The 16,602-nt window shown below is 58.3% G+C and carries 12 protein-coding genes; 7 read left to right on the top strand and 5 right to left on the bottom strand.

Annotated elements, in window-relative coordinates:
• Nucleotides 1–1,665 (bottom strand): AMP-binding protein, encoded by a 1,665-nt coding sequence (locus tag ACJJU9_RS10430; protein ID WP_153374622.1) that lies wholly within the window; start codon nucleotides 1,663–1,665, stop codon nucleotides 1–3.
• Between the two features lie 648 nt (nucleotides 1,666–2,313).
• Between ACJJU9_RS10430 and ACJJU9_RS10425 the strand changes: the two genes are divergently transcribed.
• Nucleotides 2,314–2,643 carry a hypothetical protein gene (locus ACJJU9_RS10425; protein WP_407730655.1) on the top strand — a complete coding sequence of 110 codons (330 nt, stop codon included), beginning with the start codon at nucleotides 2,314–2,316 and terminating at the stop codon, nucleotides 2,641–2,643.
• Between the two features lie 52 nt (nucleotides 2,644–2,695).
• Here ACJJU9_RS10425 and ACJJU9_RS10420 read toward each other — a convergent pair whose 3' ends face one another.
• On the bottom strand, nucleotides 2,696–3,202 hold the full coding sequence (locus ACJJU9_RS10420) for a hypothetical protein (protein ID WP_407730654.1): 507 nt from the start codon (nucleotides 3,200–3,202) through the stop codon (nucleotides 2,696–2,698).
• A gap of 237 nt (nucleotides 3,203–3,439) precedes the next feature.
• Complete coding sequence (locus ACJJU9_RS10415; protein WP_048391387.1) at nucleotides 3,440–4,144, bottom strand: YoaK family protein; 705 nt, start codon at nucleotides 4,142–4,144, stop codon at nucleotides 3,440–3,442.
• Nucleotides 4,145–4,498: 354 nt separating this feature from the next.
• Between ACJJU9_RS10415 and ACJJU9_RS10410 the strand changes: the two genes are divergently transcribed.
• A complete protein-coding gene (locus ACJJU9_RS10410; RefSeq protein ID WP_048391386.1) occupies nucleotides 4,499–4,723 on the top strand; it encodes a YgdI/YgdR family lipoprotein in 225 nt (74 codons plus the stop codon).
• Between the two features lie 4 nt (nucleotides 4,724–4,727).
• Here ACJJU9_RS10410 and ACJJU9_RS10405 read toward each other — a convergent pair whose 3' ends face one another.
• Both ACJJU9_RS10405 and ACJJU9_RS10400 read right to left on the bottom strand, forming a co-directional pair.
• Entirely contained in the window at nucleotides 4,728–5,741 is a 1,014-nt protein-coding gene (locus ACJJU9_RS10405; protein WP_407730653.1) for an AraC family transcriptional regulator, read from the bottom strand.
• A 70-nt stretch (nucleotides 5,742–5,811) separates the two neighbouring features.
• The gene (locus ACJJU9_RS10400; protein ID WP_407730652.1) at nucleotides 5,812–7,167 is read right to left on the bottom strand and encodes an MATE family efflux transporter; all 1,356 of its coding nucleotides are present in this window, start codon (nucleotides 7,165–7,167) and stop codon (nucleotides 5,812–5,814) included.
• 185 nt (nucleotides 7,168–7,352) lie between these two features.
• Here ACJJU9_RS10400 and ACJJU9_RS10395 point away from each other — a divergent pair, with 185 nt between their 5' ends.
• The 5 genes from ACJJU9_RS10395 (at nucleotide 7,353) to ACJJU9_RS10375 (ending at nucleotide 16,602) form a co-directional block, all read left to right on the top strand.
• Nucleotides 7,353–8,036 (top strand): response regulator transcription factor, encoded by a 684-nt coding sequence (locus ACJJU9_RS10395; protein ID WP_048369980.1) that lies wholly within the window; start codon nucleotides 7,353–7,355, stop codon nucleotides 8,034–8,036.
• Nucleotides 8,014–9,402 (top strand): sensor histidine kinase, encoded by a 1,389-nt coding sequence (locus ACJJU9_RS10390; protein WP_407730651.1) that lies wholly within the window; start codon nucleotides 8,014–8,016, stop codon nucleotides 9,400–9,402. The genes ACJJU9_RS10395 and ACJJU9_RS10390 overlap by 23 nt, the downstream gene beginning before the upstream one ends.
• A gap of 289 nt (nucleotides 9,403–9,691) precedes the next feature.
• The gene (locus ACJJU9_RS10385) at nucleotides 9,692–11,404 is read left to right on the top strand and encodes an ABC transporter ATP-binding protein (RefSeq protein ID WP_407730650.1); all 1,713 of its coding nucleotides are present in this window, start codon (nucleotides 9,692–9,694) and stop codon (nucleotides 11,402–11,404) included.
• Between the two features lie 554 nt (nucleotides 11,405–11,958).
• Nucleotides 11,959–14,640: a TonB-dependent receptor gene (locus ACJJU9_RS10380; protein ID WP_153391643.1), complete on the top strand. Its 2,682-nt coding sequence runs from the start codon at nucleotides 11,959–11,961 to the stop codon at nucleotides 14,638–14,640.
• Between the two features lie 108 nt (nucleotides 14,641–14,748).
• Nucleotides 14,749–16,602: an extracellular solute-binding protein gene (locus ACJJU9_RS10375; RefSeq protein WP_407730649.1), complete on the top strand. Its 1,854-nt coding sequence runs from the start codon at nucleotides 14,749–14,751 to the stop codon at nucleotides 16,600–16,602.

Here is a 16,602-nt window from a genome sequence, read left to right as displayed (position 1 = left end):
TCAGGCTGTAACCTTGGCGCTTAGCGCCTGTTCAGCCTTGGCGATTTCTTGATTGCGCAAAATAAAGCGCTGCAACTTGCCGCTCGGGGTCTTCGGCAATTCGCTGACAAATTCAACTTCACGGGGGTAGGCATGCGCCGCCAGCCGCTGGCGCACGTGCAAGCGCAAGGTTTCGGCCAGTTGCGCGTCGCCCAGGTATTGAGGGCTCAACACCACAAACGCTTTGACCACTTCGGTACGCTCCGGGCAGGGTTTGCCGACGACCGCGGCTTCGACCACTGCCGGGTGCTCGATCAAGGCGCTTTCTACGTCGAACGGGCCGACGCGATAGCCCGAGGTGGTGATCACGTCATCGCTGCGCCCGACAAAGCTGATACTGCCGTCCGGGTTCAACTCCACGGTGTCGCCGCTCAAGTAGTAATTGCCGACAAACGCTTTGGTGGTGAAACCTTCATAGCCACCAAACCAGCACATCGGCGACTGGCTGCGATCAACGGCCAGAATCCCCGGCTGCCCCACCGGCAGTTCCTGATGGTTGTCATCCAGCACCACAATCCGGTGGCCAGGCGAAGCAAAGCCGGCTGCGCCCATATGCACCGGGTGCTCCAGCCCATGGTGATTGCACAGCACCATGCCGACCTCGGTTTGACCGTAGTGATCGTGGATGGTGACGTTGAGCTCTTCGCCGAACCAGCGAATGACCTCCGGGTTAAGCGGTTCACCGGCGCTGCTGACAGCCCGCAACTGGCCTTTGATCTTGCTTGAAAACGCCTCGCCGGCAGCAATCAGCATGCGGTAGGCGGTCGGGGAGCCCGTGAGGTTGGTAATGCCGTATTTCTTGATGACCCGGCAGGTGCTTTCGACGGTAAACGGCCCGTCGTAAAGCGTGATCGGGTGGCCCATCGACAACGGCCCGGTGATCCCGAAGTAAATCCCGTAGGCCCAGCCTGGGTCAGCGAGGTTCCAGAACGAGTCCTCAGGGCGCAGATCCACCGCATCGCGGGTGTAACTCTGGAATGCGACGATGGCCTTGAGCGGCACCAGCAGCGGCTTGGCCGGGCCGGTAGTGCCCGACGTAAACATCAACAGAAACGGGTCTTCCCCACTCAGCAGCACCGGTTCACAGACGGCCGGATAATTGTCCAGCTCAGCCCAGAAACTGAAATCGCCGCGCACCAGTCCCTGGCCTTTGGCGCCCGCCACCGTGACGATGGCCGGGCAGTCGTTGACTTCATCGAGTTTGGGCCGGTTGACCGCGTCGGTGACCACCAGCGCAGCACCTGAACTGTTAAGACGGTGCTCAATGGCTTTGGGGCCGAAAGCAGTGAACAGCGGTTGATAGATCGCGCCGATGCGCCAGGTGGCAAAGACCACCACCAGCAACTCGACATTGCGCGGTAACAAGCCCGCGACCTTGTCGCCCTGCTTCACGCCCTGGGCCAGCAAGAAGTTGGCAAAGCGCGCGGCCTTGTCCTGCAAATCGGTGAAGGTATACGTGGCGCTACTGGCGTCGCGCCCTTCCCAGAACAGTGCAATACGCCCTGGCAAAGCGTGCCGGTCGCAGCACTCAACGCAGGCATTGAGTGCAGACAAATGGCCGTTCAGTGCACCAGCCACCGTCCGTTGGTAGTCAAAGTCATTCATCGCGGTCAGATAGTCGCGCATCAGCAGAATCCCTCGGTCTTTATTGTTGGAGTGGGAACCGTGAAAAGTCCCACTGATAGTCGCCTCGACAGGGCTCTACAACAATAGTCAAACCGCTCAAGCTGGCTGACTGTTTTGGCCAATCAAACACTCGTGCCCGCTTTAGCCTGCAACAGCGGGCGCAAGCGCTTGCCGGGGATGACCGGCTTGCTGAAAAACGACCCGTCAGTCACATATGTAGTGCCTGAAAATAAACACTACATATTTGTTGACGACACGAATTTCCCATCGCATTATGCAGTCGTCTTCCCCACCGGAAGCGCTGGAAAGGGTTGTTGCAAGCATGCTCGACGAGCTGTCGGGCTGTTCCGGGATAGGTACTGCCCACAAGGCAGAATTGATGAAGCTGACCTGGCTTGATCGTCCGAGTTTAAGGCGTGAGAGGCTAGCGAAACGTCCTCAAGAGGCTTGTGGTGATGCGACATGTCGCTCAAGCATCCTGGTTAACGTTGCTCTCCCTCGCTGTAAGCAGCATGTTGTAGTGTTTTATTTCACTACTACATCTGCCGGACTCAAGGCCAGATCTGCTTTAGATGGATATTACGTAGCGCTGCATGTGCAGTTGCGCGAATCAATTAGACAGATCAACGAGTGGTCAAGGAGTTAGCTATGAACCTGAATAATCAACCGACTGTTAACGAGCTGGCTCGACTCTTCGCTGCTCAGAAAGACACGCTGAACGACCACATTCTGTGGGTGTGCAATGAAGGCACTGTACGTATTGAACCGGTTGTTGCGTGCAAGGAAGAAACCCAATTCGAGAAAGAGCGCCCACACATGCGAGCTCATCTCAAGATGTACCGTCGTGGCCAAGGCTACGTGGGCAAAAAAGCCGCTGCCGATAAAGAGTTTATTGCGCGCGTACTGCAAACATTGACACTGACCTGGGAAAAAGCTCAAACCGTGCAAGCCTTGGTTAAAGTTAACAGCTACAGCTGATAACGTCCGCCCTATAAAAACCCCGGATAACCTCCGGGGTTTTTTATGAGTATTAAATAGACGGCGTTTTAATACACGTTTCAGTGCCTCGACCACCAGGCCCATAACCCTCTTGGCTACCGCGCATATAGTCGGGCAGATAATAGGATTTATGCAGGGTCGTCGTGTAATGGCCTTGACTGTCCTGATCGTGGGTGATGACGCCAAGCCCCACACCACGGTCTGTCGGCGCCTCAGCGCTGTCATTGGCAAAGTAGATCGACAATAACTGCCCTTGCGCAGCGGCATACCCCGAGTAAGTAATAGGTACTTGCTCAGTTCCAACATTGAGCGTTAATCGATAAGTGCCAAAACTTCTCTCAAACTGACTGGCCTCTTCATCAAGCGTCAATACAAGATCCCCCTTTAAAGGGCCGTCGTGGCTGTCAAATCCCGTGCACTTATAGTGACCGGCAATATGCAGTGGGTCCGCAGGTGCCGTACTGGCCACACTGCTGGTTGAAACAACGTAAACAAAGCATGCAGCGATAAACGTTTTTCCTGGCGTAATACTCAGCATGTTTAGCCCCTTGAACAAAATAATAGCAATTGGCCTTTAATTTTGTTTTAAGCCAATGCATTAACAACAACGTCGGGCAAACTACACGCTAACTGACAAAGCCACAGCCAGGATCTGACAGCAGATTGTTCCAAAATTTTTCGAGATATACGGGATGTACTTTTATTTAGTTAAGTCCGGATTATCCAAGGTGTAGCATCGCAGCCTTCGTTCCTCGTCAGCGACTACAAGAACGCGCTACCGCGGCATGTAATCACGCTGCCAGCTACGCGGGATTTTTAGCGATACCAACCCCAGGAACGCCGCCAACCCCGCGCTGAACAACAGGGCCCGGATGCCGAATTGCGACTCCAGCGCCGCCCCCGCGACGGCACCGGCCAACATGCCCGTCCACGGCACTACCTGCAAATGCCAGTTGGGCCGCCGCTCACCCAGTATCCAGCGCCCCAGGCTGCGACCAAACCGCGACAACGCACCCGTCACATAAGTCAGCCCCACCTGCAAACCATTCACCTGCTCGACCGCCGCATTGACCATGCCCATGGCCAGCACTGCCGTCAGCAATACCGTCACTTGCGACTGCAATGGCAACAAAGCCGCTGTGCACAACAATGCCGAAATCAGCAGCATCAAGGGCAAAGCCCGGCGGCCGCCCCAGCGTGCAAAAACCACTCCCAGCGCATTCCCGGCAACAAACGCCAGTACCGCAAAGCCGAGGCGCAAGATCACCTGTGTATCGCCCTGGGCAATGCCCACGGCCAGCCGCGTGGTGTTACCGCTCATAAACGAAATGAAATCACCGACCGCCAGAAAACCGATGGCATCGGTCATCCCCGCCAGCACCGACAAACAGGCGACAAACGTCAAACCCACACGGTTACGCAAGGCCCGCACGCGCACAAACGGGGAGGTTTTCGACGTTTCCAATGGCCCACGAGACATCCACTACAGTCCTTTTAGAAATAGGTGCGGGTTAAATATATGCAGTAAAGCGCTTTACGGAAGCTACCCACACGAAAATTCCGTTTTAATCGTAGGTCTAAGCGAACCAAGTCTGAAAAAGGCGTCTAATAATCACCACTCTCAAGGAGCAGAGGCACGAGCTGTACTGACAGGGAACCGACAGGTAATCAGGCAAGCCACACGCTTGGCCTTGTATATCATTGCGCTTCAATACCCAACGTAGGGTTGGTATAAAGCGCGCTGAAAAAATCGGCCCTTTTTCCATCGCTGATCCAGACGTAGCGTTCAGCGGGCTCAACACTTAATTCGCAGACAGTTCAAGGTACACGTCGTATGAAGATCAGCATTATCGGTTTGCCAGTGGTCATGGTGGCGGTTTTGGCACTGGCTGGTTGCGCAACCCCCACTGTGGTGACCTTGCAAAACGGCACGCAGTACCTGACCAAAGACATGCCCAACACCAAAAGTACCAGCGGCTTTTATGAGTTCGAGGATATCGCCGGCAAGCACATCAAGGTCAAAGCCGCAGATGTAGCCACCATCAAAGCGAACAAGTAATCCCTCAGCTACCGCTCAAAATCAGACTGCGGTAGTGCCCCGGGTTGGTACCGGACCATTTGCGAAAGGCTTTGTAAAACGAGCTGGTATCGGCAAAGCCCAAACGCAGGGCGATGTCCGCAAAACTGAGGTCCGGTTCAGCCAGCCAACCAATCGCCAACTCTTTACGCACGCCGTCCTTGAGCCCCTGGAAGGTTTGCCCCTCCTCGGCCAGACGTCGCCGCAAGGTTGAAGCCGACAGGTACAGGCTTTGCGCCATGCCTTGGGTTTCAGGCCACTGCTCGGCGGGTAGCTGTCGAAGGTCTTGTTTGATCTGGCTCGCCAGGCTTTGTGGATCGCGGTATTTGACCAGGATATTGGCGGGGGCCTGGGCCAAAAACCGTTGCAACTCTTCGTTACTGCGCTTGATCGGCGCATCCAGGTAATCGGCCGCAAAGATCATCCGCGTGCGCGGCCGATCAAAACGCAGGTTTTCGGAAAACATCACCTCATAGTCGCCACAGTAATCAGGCTGGGCACAGCGCAACTCAATGGCCAGAATCGGAATCCGCCGCCCCGCCAGCCAGCAAGTCACGCCGTGCACGATCATCCAGTAGGCAAAGTAGGTGAAGGCACGGCTGGACTGCCCTTCGGGCTCATGCAAGACGATTTCGGCCACGCTCTGCTGGCGTACCAGCCGCGCCGGCAAACGCTCAAGCATCAGCGACAAAAAACCCAGCACCAGCTCCACGCCCTGCGCGAGGGTGGGCTGGGCCATGGCCGAGCGGCACATAAACTCCAGGCTGCCCGCGCGCAGCTTGCGCGGGTCCATGCCGAAAAACTCGTCATCAAGGCGCCGCGCCAACAGCCGCCACATGCGTGCATAGGCAATGGCGGGCACGCGCGCGTGCGGCGCGTCGAGCAGCGCCGGGTCAATGCCGACCTTTTGCAGCACTTCGTGCATGGCGCCGGTGGTTGCACAGCTTTGCAACAGCGCTTCGCGCACCAACTGGATAGAGATGGTGTCTTTGTTCAACATTGGCGCCGATCCCATGCCGATGACAGTCAAGTGTCGGCCATCTTAAGCAGCGCCAGTCAAAAAGCCAGCCCTAGACCAACCGCTGAATCGGTTTATGCCGCCAAACCAGTCGGTAATAGGCGGTCTGCATGATCAGCATCGCGATGTACGTCACCGGAAAGGCCATCCACACGCCTTCCAGCCCAAAGTGCGCGTTGAGCGCATACGCCACCGGCAGCTCGATGCACAGCACGCAAAACACGGTGATGCTCATCGGCACCAGCACCACGCCGCTGGCACGCATGATGCCGCCAATGGCCGACTGAAAGCCGAACACCAGAATGCTCCAGAGCATAATGTGCAGCAGGTGCCCGGCACGCATGTGCGCTTGCGCGTCGGTGATGAACAACCCCAGCAACCAGTCGGACAACACATACCCCAGCAGGATCAAGGTGCCGGTCAGGCACAGGTTGATCAACAAGCCGGTGCGCAAGATCGGCCCGATACGCTCGATGCGCCCGGCACCGATCGCTTGTGCGCCAAGAATGGACGCGGTAATGGCAATCGACAGGGCCGGAAACTGCACGTAGTTGACGATTTGCGTCACCGCCCCATACGCCGCTGTGGCTTGCGAACCATGGCTGTTGACCAGCGCCAGGATCACCAGCTCCGACAGCGACAGCACCACCATTTGCAGGCCCGTCGGCAAACCGATGCGCAGCACTTTGGCGAGGATTTCGCGGTTCAGGCGCAACGCCAGCCACAATTCGCGATCCGGCGCCATCACGTGGTTTTTATGGCGTAAGCGCAACACCAAAAACACCATCGCCAGCACGTTACCGAACAGCCCCGCCACCGCCGCGCTCTGGATGCCCATCTGCGGCAAACCGGCCCAGCCGAGGATCAGCGCCGGGGTCAGGAGCAAGCCCACGGCCGTTGAAACCATCAACGCCAACAACGGTGACACAGTGTCACTGACCCCGCGCAGCAACTGGGTGAAGAGGATAAACACCAACAGCAACGGCATGATCAGCATCATCACCCGCGCATAGCCAACGGCCTCGTCGAGCACGTCAACCGGCGTACCCAGCGCCTGCATCGCCGGGCGCGCAAAGAGGCTGCCGAGCACCGCCGCCAGCAACCCGACCAACGCGCCCAAGGTCAGCGTGGCACCGGTGATCTGTTTGACCATCGAGGTCTCACGCGCACCCCAGGCCTGACCGATCAACACCGAGGCACCGGCGCCCAGGCCGATAACCAGCGCAATAAAGAAAAACACAATCGGAAACATACCCGAGACCGCTGCCAGCGCCTGGGTACCGAGCAATTGACCCACATAAATCCCGTTGAGGGTGCCGGAAAAACTTTGCAGAAAATTGGACAGCACCATCGGCGCCAGAAAGATCAGATAGATCTGCCACAGCGGCCGTTGCGTGGGGGTTTGCATAACACAGGGTCCTAAATCAAAAGCGCTGACGGTTTATACCTCAACGCGACAGTGTACGGGCATCAAACAACCACTCGGCTACCCTATCCTGACGCAGGGCTGAACATGAAGAATTATTAAGAAACGTTTCAGCTTTTTGTGGGCAAAATGTGCTCACTGCTGACAAAGGCCAATCAGGTGACGGTATGACCCGCATTTTGACCATCGAAGATGATGCCGTAACGGCGAAAGAGATCGTGGCTGAATTGAGTAGCCACGGGCTGGAAGTTGACTGGGTCGCCAATGGCCGTGAGGGCCTGGTTCGCGCCGTGAGTGGCGATTATGACCTGATTACCCTGGACCGCATGCTCCCCGAGCTGGACGGCCTGGCGATTGTAACCACGCTGCGCACTATTGGGGTCAGCACGCCGATTCTGATGATCAGCGCCCTCTCCGATGTGGACGAGCGGGTACGTGGTTTACGCGCCGGCGGCGATGACTACCTGACCAAACCCTTCGCCAGCGACGAAATGGCCGCCCGGGTTGAAGTCTTGCTGCGCCGTAAAAGCCCGGTCGACAAGCACGAAACGTCGTTGCGGGTCGCTGACCTAGAGCTCAACCTGATCACCCGAGAGGCCAGCCGCGCCGAGCAGCAACTGAGCCTGCTGCCCACCGAGTACAAGCTGCTGGAATTTTTGATGCGCAACACCGGGCAAATCCTCTCGCGCATGATGATTTTCGAAGAAGTCTGGGGCTATCACTTTGACCCTGGCACCAACCTCATCGACGTGCACATTGGTCGCTTGCGCAAAAAAATCGATCCGCCGGGCCTGGTGCCCCTGATTCGTACCGTTCGAGGCTCGGGTTATGTCATTGCCGAACCCCTCTAAGGGCTGGCGCTCCTCCAGCAGCCGACTGCTGGCGCTGTACAGTTTTTTGTTCGTGGCCTGGAGCTGCATCCTCATGGGGGTGCTGTATTACGAGGTCTCGGACTACCTGGGCAACCTGGCCAAGCATTCGCTGATGCAGCGCCAACACCTGTTTGCCCGCTTTACAGGCGAGCAACTGGATGACGCGCTCGCCACCAGCATGACGTTCGATCTTCGAACAGTAGATGCTTATGGGCTGTTCGATGCGCAACACCGGCCCATCAGCGGGCCGATCCTGGCCATTCCGCCGGACCTGCCACTCGATGGCCAGATCCACGAACTGGCCAACTGCATCAACTCTGACGACCCTGACCTGCCGCGCGACAGTTGCGACGCGGTAGCCACCCAAACCCAAGATGGCCGCCTGCTGGTTCTGGTGCGCGATAACGGCTCGTTGTTCGCGGTGACGCGGATCATCTTGCACGCGCTGTTCTGGGGCCTGTCGCTGACCATCATCCCCGGCATTGCGGGCTGGCACCTGCTGCGTCGGCGACCGTTGCAACGCATTCGGGCGATCCAGGCCAGTGCCGAGGCGATTGTCTCGGGCGACCTGACCTACCGTTTGCCGCTGTCCAACCGGCGTGACGAACTGGACATGCTGGCCGCCATCGTCAACGCCATGCTCGACCGCATAGAGCGGCTGATGCACGAAGTCAAAGGCGTGTGCGACAACATCGCCCACGACCTGCGCACCCCGCTCACCCGCCTGCGCGCGCAGTTGTACCGGATTCAGCAGCAAGCGGCAGAAGGCTCGCCCGAGGCGCTGCAACTGGACGAAGTGATTGGTGAAACCGACACCCTGATGGCGCGCTTTCGTGGGCTGTTGCGGATTTCTGAACTGGAAGACCACCAACGGCGCTCTGGTTTCCTGCCGCTGGACCCGCTGGCCTTGCTGCAGGAGCTGTACGATTTTTACCTGCCACTGGCGGAAGAAGGCCAGGTCACGTTGACTCTGGACACCCCGCCCGCGCTTCCCGGCATGACCGGTGACCGCGCCTTGCTGTTTGAGGCACTGGCCAATCTGTTGAGCAACTCGATCAAATTCACCCCGCCGGGCGGCGAAGTGATCTTGCGTGCCGCCAACGAAGAAGGCAGCCCGTTGATTGAGGTGCTCGACACCGGCCCCGGTATTCCCGAGGCCGAACGTGAGGCAGTGTTCCAGCGCTTCTACCGCTGTGACGACAAACACAGTGGCTTTGGCCTGGGCTTGTCCATCGTGGCGGCCATTGTCAATTTGCACGGCTTTAACCTTGAAGTCGGCAGCCGTAAAGGCGGTGGCGCCAGACTGACCCTGCACTGCCGGCAAAGCCTGATCAACGTCGGTTAAGCCGCCTGGCCATGTAGTCGCTGCCGCAGGCTGCGAAAAGAATGGTTTGACGGGGGGAACGGGTTGCTTCGCAACCCTTAGCAGCCTTCGGCAGCGACTACAGGTGGTTTTTGTTAGCAACGTAACAACTTGGCACATTTCTTTCTTGCGTTTGCGCGCTTGCATTTCTGCGACTACGTAAAGGGAAGTCATGTCTGAGTTTGGTGCTATCACTGTTCCACCTAAACGGCCGGCGGCTTTCGTCTGGCATTACATCCGCCAAAATCCCGGTTGGTAATGGGCCATTGCCTTGCTTCAGGTCGGCGCGGCAATGACCGCCACCCTCATGCCGTATGCCATCGGGCGCATCACCGGCGCCGTCAGTGAAGGGCTGTGGGACCACATCGATTTGTTCCAGGCCAGCCTTCCGGCACTCGGCCTGCTGTTCGGCCTGGCCGTGGCGCAGATGGTGTTTGCCCGCGGCGCGACCTTCTGCATGATCATGGTGCGCCCGCAACAGAAGGTGCAGATCACCCGCGACCTGTTCGCCTACCTGCAACAGCACTCACCGCGTTATTTCGGCGAACACTTTGCCGGCAGCCTGGCGCAGCGCATCAGCGAAGGCAGCATTGGCCTGCTGGATGCCACGTGGGTATTGATCGTCGAGATGTTGCCGATTCTGGTGGTGCTGACCACCAGTCTGGTGCTGCTTACCCTCGCCTCGCCCTGGCTCGGTCTGGGCCTGTTGGTGTGGGTTGTGAGTTATTCATTGCTCGCATACGTGCTGTCACGCAAAGCTCAAGTGCTGGCCAATGACCACGCCAAGACCCGCAGCGTCACCACCGGCAAAATCGTCGATGCGGTGAGCAACCTCAGCAGCATCCGCCTGTTCGCCCGCCAGGACTTCGAACTCGGCTATTTGAGCCGCTACCAGTCCACCGAAAAAAAGGCTGCGCAACGCTCGTTCTTCTACCAGGAAAAAATCCGCCTGCTGCAAGACAGCCTGTCCATCGTGCTGCGCGTGGGCCTTGTAGCACTGGCGCTGTACCTGTGGCACCTTGGCAAGATTGATGTCGGGCAACTGGTGATGGTGGCCACGCTGGGCCTGATGATCGTGGCGCAGTGCAGCTTCTTGAGCATGCAGTTCATGCACTTTTTCGAGTTTGTCGGCAACATCGAAAACAGCATCAACACCCTGCTGCAACCCCACGAAATGCCGGATCGCCAAGACGCCCAACCGGCGCTGATCGATAAAGGCTCGATCCACTTTCGCAATGTGGATTTCAGCTACAACCCCGGCAAACCGATTTTCCGCCACTTCAATCTGGACATCCCGGCCGGGCAACGGGTCGGGATTGTCGGCCTGTCGGGCTCGGGCAAATCCACCCTGCTCAACCTGTTGTTACGCTCCTATGATCCCCAGGGCGGCACCATTGAAGTCGATGGCCTGAATGTGCTGGGGATGACCCAGCAATCGCTGCACACGCACATCGCCCTGATCCCGCAAGAGCCGGGGCTGTTCCACCGTTCACTGCGAGAGAACATTGGTTATGGCGACGTGCAGGCCAGCGACGAACAAATCGCCCAGGCCGCGCAACGGGCGCATGCCCACGAGTTTATTCTGCAAATGCCCGAAGGCTACGACGCCTTGATTGGCGAACGCGGGGTCAAACTGTCAGGAGGTCAACGCCAGCGCATCGCCATTGCCCGGGCGTTGCTCAAGAACGCGCCGATCCTGGTGCTGGACGAAGCCACCGCCAGCCTCGATTCCGAGACCGAAAGCCTGATCCAGAACAGCCTTGACGACATCATGGCCGACAAGACCGTATTGGTCGTTGCCCATCGCCTGTCCACCCTCGCCCATCTGGACCGTATTGTCGTACTGGATAACGGCTCGATTGTTGAAGATGGCAACCACGCACAACTGCTGGAACAACAAGGTCTGTATTACCGTTTATGGCAACACCAGTCGGATGGTTTATTAAGCGATATCGACCAGCCCGAAACCATTACCGAACTTTAACCCCCTCTGTAGGAGCGAGCTTGCCTCGCGATCTTTTAAACATTCAAAAGATCGCGAGGCAAACTCGCTCCTCCCCCCATAGAACCTTTAACACTAACGCTATAACCCAATAACTTTACTGTACTCATTGCTGTCAAACAGGTGTTTCAAAGGTGTCCCATTTTTAACAGCAAAGCCACGGCCCGCCTGATTGTCAGACAATGCACACGCTACCCGTTCCTGTTTAAAACCCCGCTCAAAACCTTCTGCATACCCCGCGCTGCTTATTTATATAAAAAATATAAAAAAGTTCACATGACTCACATCAATTAAACGTATTGGCACACCGGTTGCTTTATCAAAGTTAACAAAACTTAACATTGAGCTGTCATGCCTTAGTTAATAGATCCCGTTGTAACCATGCACTACCAAGGCCGCGTGCGGACGCTGTTTGTCCGCACTGGGGGAGCGGCTTGCTTGAAAAAAGTGATTTGCCAGGGTCGACACAACCCAACCGGAGTCATGAGGGCCCACAAGGCCATTCCAATAAACATCTAAAAAAGTCGGATGGAACCATGCAGAGTAAGCGTTCTGGTTTTAACGTAAAGCCATTGGTTGCAAGCCTGCAACGGCATCGTTGGGTGCCGTTGTACCTGGTCGCTCTGGGGATGAGCGCTGGCCAGCTTCAGGCGGCAGAAACACCTGCGACAGATGATTCAGCTGCACCCACCACACAACTGCAACGCGTCGAGGTCACAGGGTCGGCCATTCGCCGGGTAGACGCCGAAACGGCAGTGCCCATTACCATTCTCAACATCGAACAACTGCGCAATGAAGGGGTCACCACTACGGCGCAAATCCTGCAGCGGGTCACCGGCAACCAGTCGACGATCAACGCGGCCAGTTCCGTGGGTTCCTCATCGGGCGGCGCCAGCTTTGCCGACATGCGCGGCATCGGCTCCAATAAAACCCTGGTGCTGCTCAACGGCCGCCGCCTGGGCAACAACGCCATCGATGGCTCGGCCGTCGACATCAACACCATTCCCTTCGCGGCCATTGACCGCGTAGAGATTCTGCGCGACGGCGCATCGGCGTTGTACGGCACCGACGCCATCGGCGGGGTGATCAACTTCATCACCAAAAAGTCCCTGACTGACGGCACCCTCACCCTCGGCGGCGAAGCCCCCGGCCACAGCGGTGGCGGCAACAGTCACGACCTGAACGCCAGCTGGGGTTACGGCGACCTGGAGCAAGACCGCTTCAACGTGTTTGGCGTGATCGGCTACAACAAGCAGGACAGCTTGAAAGCCACAGATCGTTCGTTCTCGAAAAGTTACGTCCCCGGCCGCGGCCTGGACCAGACCTCCGGCGTCTCCTACCCGGCCAACTACAGCCAGAATGGCGTGACCACCAACCCGCTGTCCGCCAGCAACTGCGACGGCCCTAACCTGGTCGCGCGCCAGGGTGTGTGCCGCTACAACACGCGCACTTACCTGGACCTGTTGCCTGAAACCGAGAAGACCTCCTTCTTCGGCCGCGCCACCGGCAAGATCACCGATGACGACAACGTCAACCTGGAGTACTTCTGGGCGCGCAACAACAACTCGGTGAACATTGCCCCGGCGAACCTGGTCGGCGTCACCCTGGACCCGACGTCGCCGTACTTCCCGGGCAATGGCATCACGCCCGGCTCCACCAGCGCGTCTTTTGACCCCAGCCAACCGGTGGGCCTTAACTGGCGCGAAACCGCTGCGGGCGGGCGCTCAACCAAAGACCAGAACACCAGCCAGCGCGTGGTGCTGAGCTTTGACGGCGTGGCCAAGGGCTGGGACTACAACCTCGGCGCGTCGTACAACCAGAACCAGGTCACCGAAAGCCTCACGGGCGGGTTTGTCAGCGACTCAGCCATGCTCGACGGGATCGCCAATGGCATCATCAACCCGTTCGGCCCGCAAAGCGCAGCCGGCCAGCGCCTGATCGACGCCAGCCAGTACCGTGGTCAGTACATCTCTTCGGTAGGGCGCGTGTCGGGTATCGATGGCCGTGCCAGCCGCGAAGTCGGCGACTGGTTCGGCGCAGGCCCGGCCGGGCTGGCCATCGGTGGCGAGTACCGTCACGAGGCTTACCAGCAGAGCTACGCAGCGTTTGCAGACGATCTGGCCAGCCTCGGCGTCGACCCTAACGCCCGCGTCTCGGCAGACCGTAACGTGAAGGCGGTGTACACCGAACTGAACGTACCGGTGCTGGACACCCTGGAACTGTCGGCCGCCGTGCGTCACGACAAATACAGCGACTTTGGCAGCACCACCAACCCGAAATACTCGTTCCGCTACCAGCCGATCAAAGAGCTGGTGGTACGCGGCGCGTACAGCGAAGGCTTCCGCGCGCCCTCGCTGTATGAGCTGTACAACCCCGAATACCTGACCTACACCCAGGGCTTCTATAACGACCCTAAACTGTGCACCAACGGCACCGTGCAACCGGGCGGCGATGCGGGCCGCGATTGCGGTCAACAGTTTCACCGTCGCACTGGCGGCAACACCAACCTGTCGCCAGAAACCGCGCGCAACCTGACCCTGGGCTTCGTCTATCAACCGGTTCGTGACCTGTCGGTGGGCCTGGATTTCTGGTGGATTCACATCGCCAACCAGATTGCCGAGTTCCCGGAATCGACAGTATTTGACGATCCAAACGCCTATGCCGACCGTTACATCCGTAACCCCGATGGCTCGATCAACTACGTGCAAACCGGCAACGCCAACTTGGGTGCGGTTAAAACCAGCGGTGTCGATGTCAGCGCCGACTACAAATTCCCCAACACGCCTTACGGTCAATTTGGCCTGGGCCTGCAAGGGACCTACGTCACTCGCTACGACTACCAGACCACCATTGGCGGCAACTACACCGACAACGTGGGTGACTTCCAGGGTGTCGGCGTAGTCGCGCGCTGGAAACACGTGTTGAGCGGCACCTGGAACCTGGGGCCTTACCGTGGCTCGCTGGTCAACCGCTTCACCAGCGCCTACAACGACTTCGACCCAAGCACCCACAGCCGTGTGGCGTCGTACACCTTATGGGATATTTCGGCTGGGTACACCTTCGACAAAACCGTCGATCTGGACGTGGGCGTGAAAAACCTGTTTGACCGCGACCCGCCGTTCACCAACCAAGCCTATAACTTCCAGAGCGGTTACGATCCACGCTACACCGACCCACTGGGCCGTACCTTCTTCGCCCGTGCGACTTACCACTTCTAAGTGATAGCCCCCTGTTAGAGCGAACTTGCCTCGCGATCTTTTGATCGTTAAAAACGATCGCGAGGCTCGTTCCAGCAGGCTCCACACGCGGCACAAGGAAACCCCATCATGCCTTCATTTTTCATGCCCCTGCTCCGCTCGCTGCTGGTGCCCGCGTTGTCGTGCGTGTGCCTGGCTGTCAGTGCTGCGCCCGGCCCGGCCATGACGGTCTATGGCGAGGCGGCCAAATACCCCGCCGACTTCAAGCATTTTGAATTTGTTAACCCCAACGCGCCCAAAGGCGGCTCACTGAGCCGGGCCGCAATGGAAATCGGCCAGTTCAACCACATCGTGCCCTACGTCGACCAGGGCACCGGCGTCGTGCAGGTTGATCAGTGGGTCTATGAGCCCCTGGCCTTTCGCTCACTGGACGAGCCCTACACGGTCTACGGCTTGATAGCGCAACAGATGGAGCGCGACCCTGACGGCCTTTGGGTGCGTTTTTACCTCAACCCTAAAGCTCGTTTTAGCGACGGCACACCCATCACCGCGCAAGACGTCGCCTTTACCTACAACACCCTCATGACCCAAGGCAGCCTGAGCTATCGCATGCTCTACGGCGAGGTCAAAGACGTGGTCATCGAAGGCCCGAGGCAAATTCGCTTCGACTTTAAAAGCAACCAGAACCGCACTCTGGCTCTGGACCTGGCCAGCCTGCATGTTCTCCCCGAGCACTGGTGGAAAACCCGCGACTTCGCCAATGGCGGCGGCTTCGAACCGCCCCTGGGCAGCGGCCCGTACACCGTGTCCAACGTCGACCCGGGCCGCAGCATCAGTTTTCAACGCAACCCCGACTGGTGGGCCAAGGATTTGCCCATGAGCAAGGGCTTGTACAACTTCGACCGCCTGACGGTGAATTTCTACAGTGACACCGACATCGCTCGGCAACTGCTCAAAGCCGGTGCGTTTGATTACAACCGCGAATTCTCGGCCACCGGCTTCAGCATCGGCTACGACAGCCCGGCGCTGAGCGACGGACGCTTGCAACGAGGCGTGTTTGCCAAGGATAAACCGGGCGCGCCCCAAGGCTTTGCCTTCAATCTGCAAAACCCGGCGTTCCAGGATCGCCGGGTGCGCCAGGCGTTGAGCCTGTTGTGGGACTTTGAGTGGACCAACAAACAAATGATGCGCAACTTCTATGTGCGCCTGCAGAGCTACTTCCCGAAAAGCGACATGGCCGCCACCGCCCTGCCCGACGCCCGCGAGCTGGAAATTCTTGAACCGCTGCGCGGCAAGATCCCCGATGAAGTCTTCACGCAGGTCTATCAGGCGCCGAAAACCGACGGCAGCGGCTACATCCGCGACAAACAGCTGCAAGCATTGGCGCTGCTCAAGGAGGCAGGCTGGACGCCCAAGAACAACCAACTGGTGAATGCTCAAGGGCAACCGTTCACGTTCACCTTCCTCGATGGTCAGGGCGGTTTTGACCGCATGGTCATGCCGTACAAACGCACCCTGGCGCAGATCGGTATCAACATGGAGATTCGCAAGGTCGATTCCGCGCAGTACATCAACCGCCTCAATGCGCGCGACTACGACATGATCGTGGTGGCGTTCCCGCGCAGCGGCCAACCCATCGTCTCGCCGGGCCGCGAGATGTACGACATGTTCGGCTCAGGCAGCGCCACCCAGGTTGGCTCGTCCAACTCATTTGTGCTGCGCGACCCGGCGGTCGACACCCTGCTCGACGGGCTGGTGCAAGCCAACAGTCGCGAGGAGATGGTGCATTACGCCCGCGCCCTCGATCGCGTGCTGCAATGGGGCTACTACATGATTCCCAACTACTACTCCATCGGCACCCCGACCGTGTACCAGAACCGCTTCGGCCGTCCGGCCATCGAACCCAAGTTCGATGAAGGCCTGGACACCTGGTGGGAAGTCAGCAAAACCGCGCAAACCAACGCGCAGTTGAAGGAGCATTGA

Origin of the sequence: Pseudomonas helleri (genome assembly GCF_045830615.1) — a bacterium.
Classification (GTDB): domain Bacteria; phylum Pseudomonadota; class Gammaproteobacteria; order Pseudomonadales; family Pseudomonadaceae; genus Aquipseudomonas; species Aquipseudomonas helleri.
Note: the sequence above shows the minus strand (reverse complement) of the source record. Positions and strands in the feature narration are given on the sequence as shown.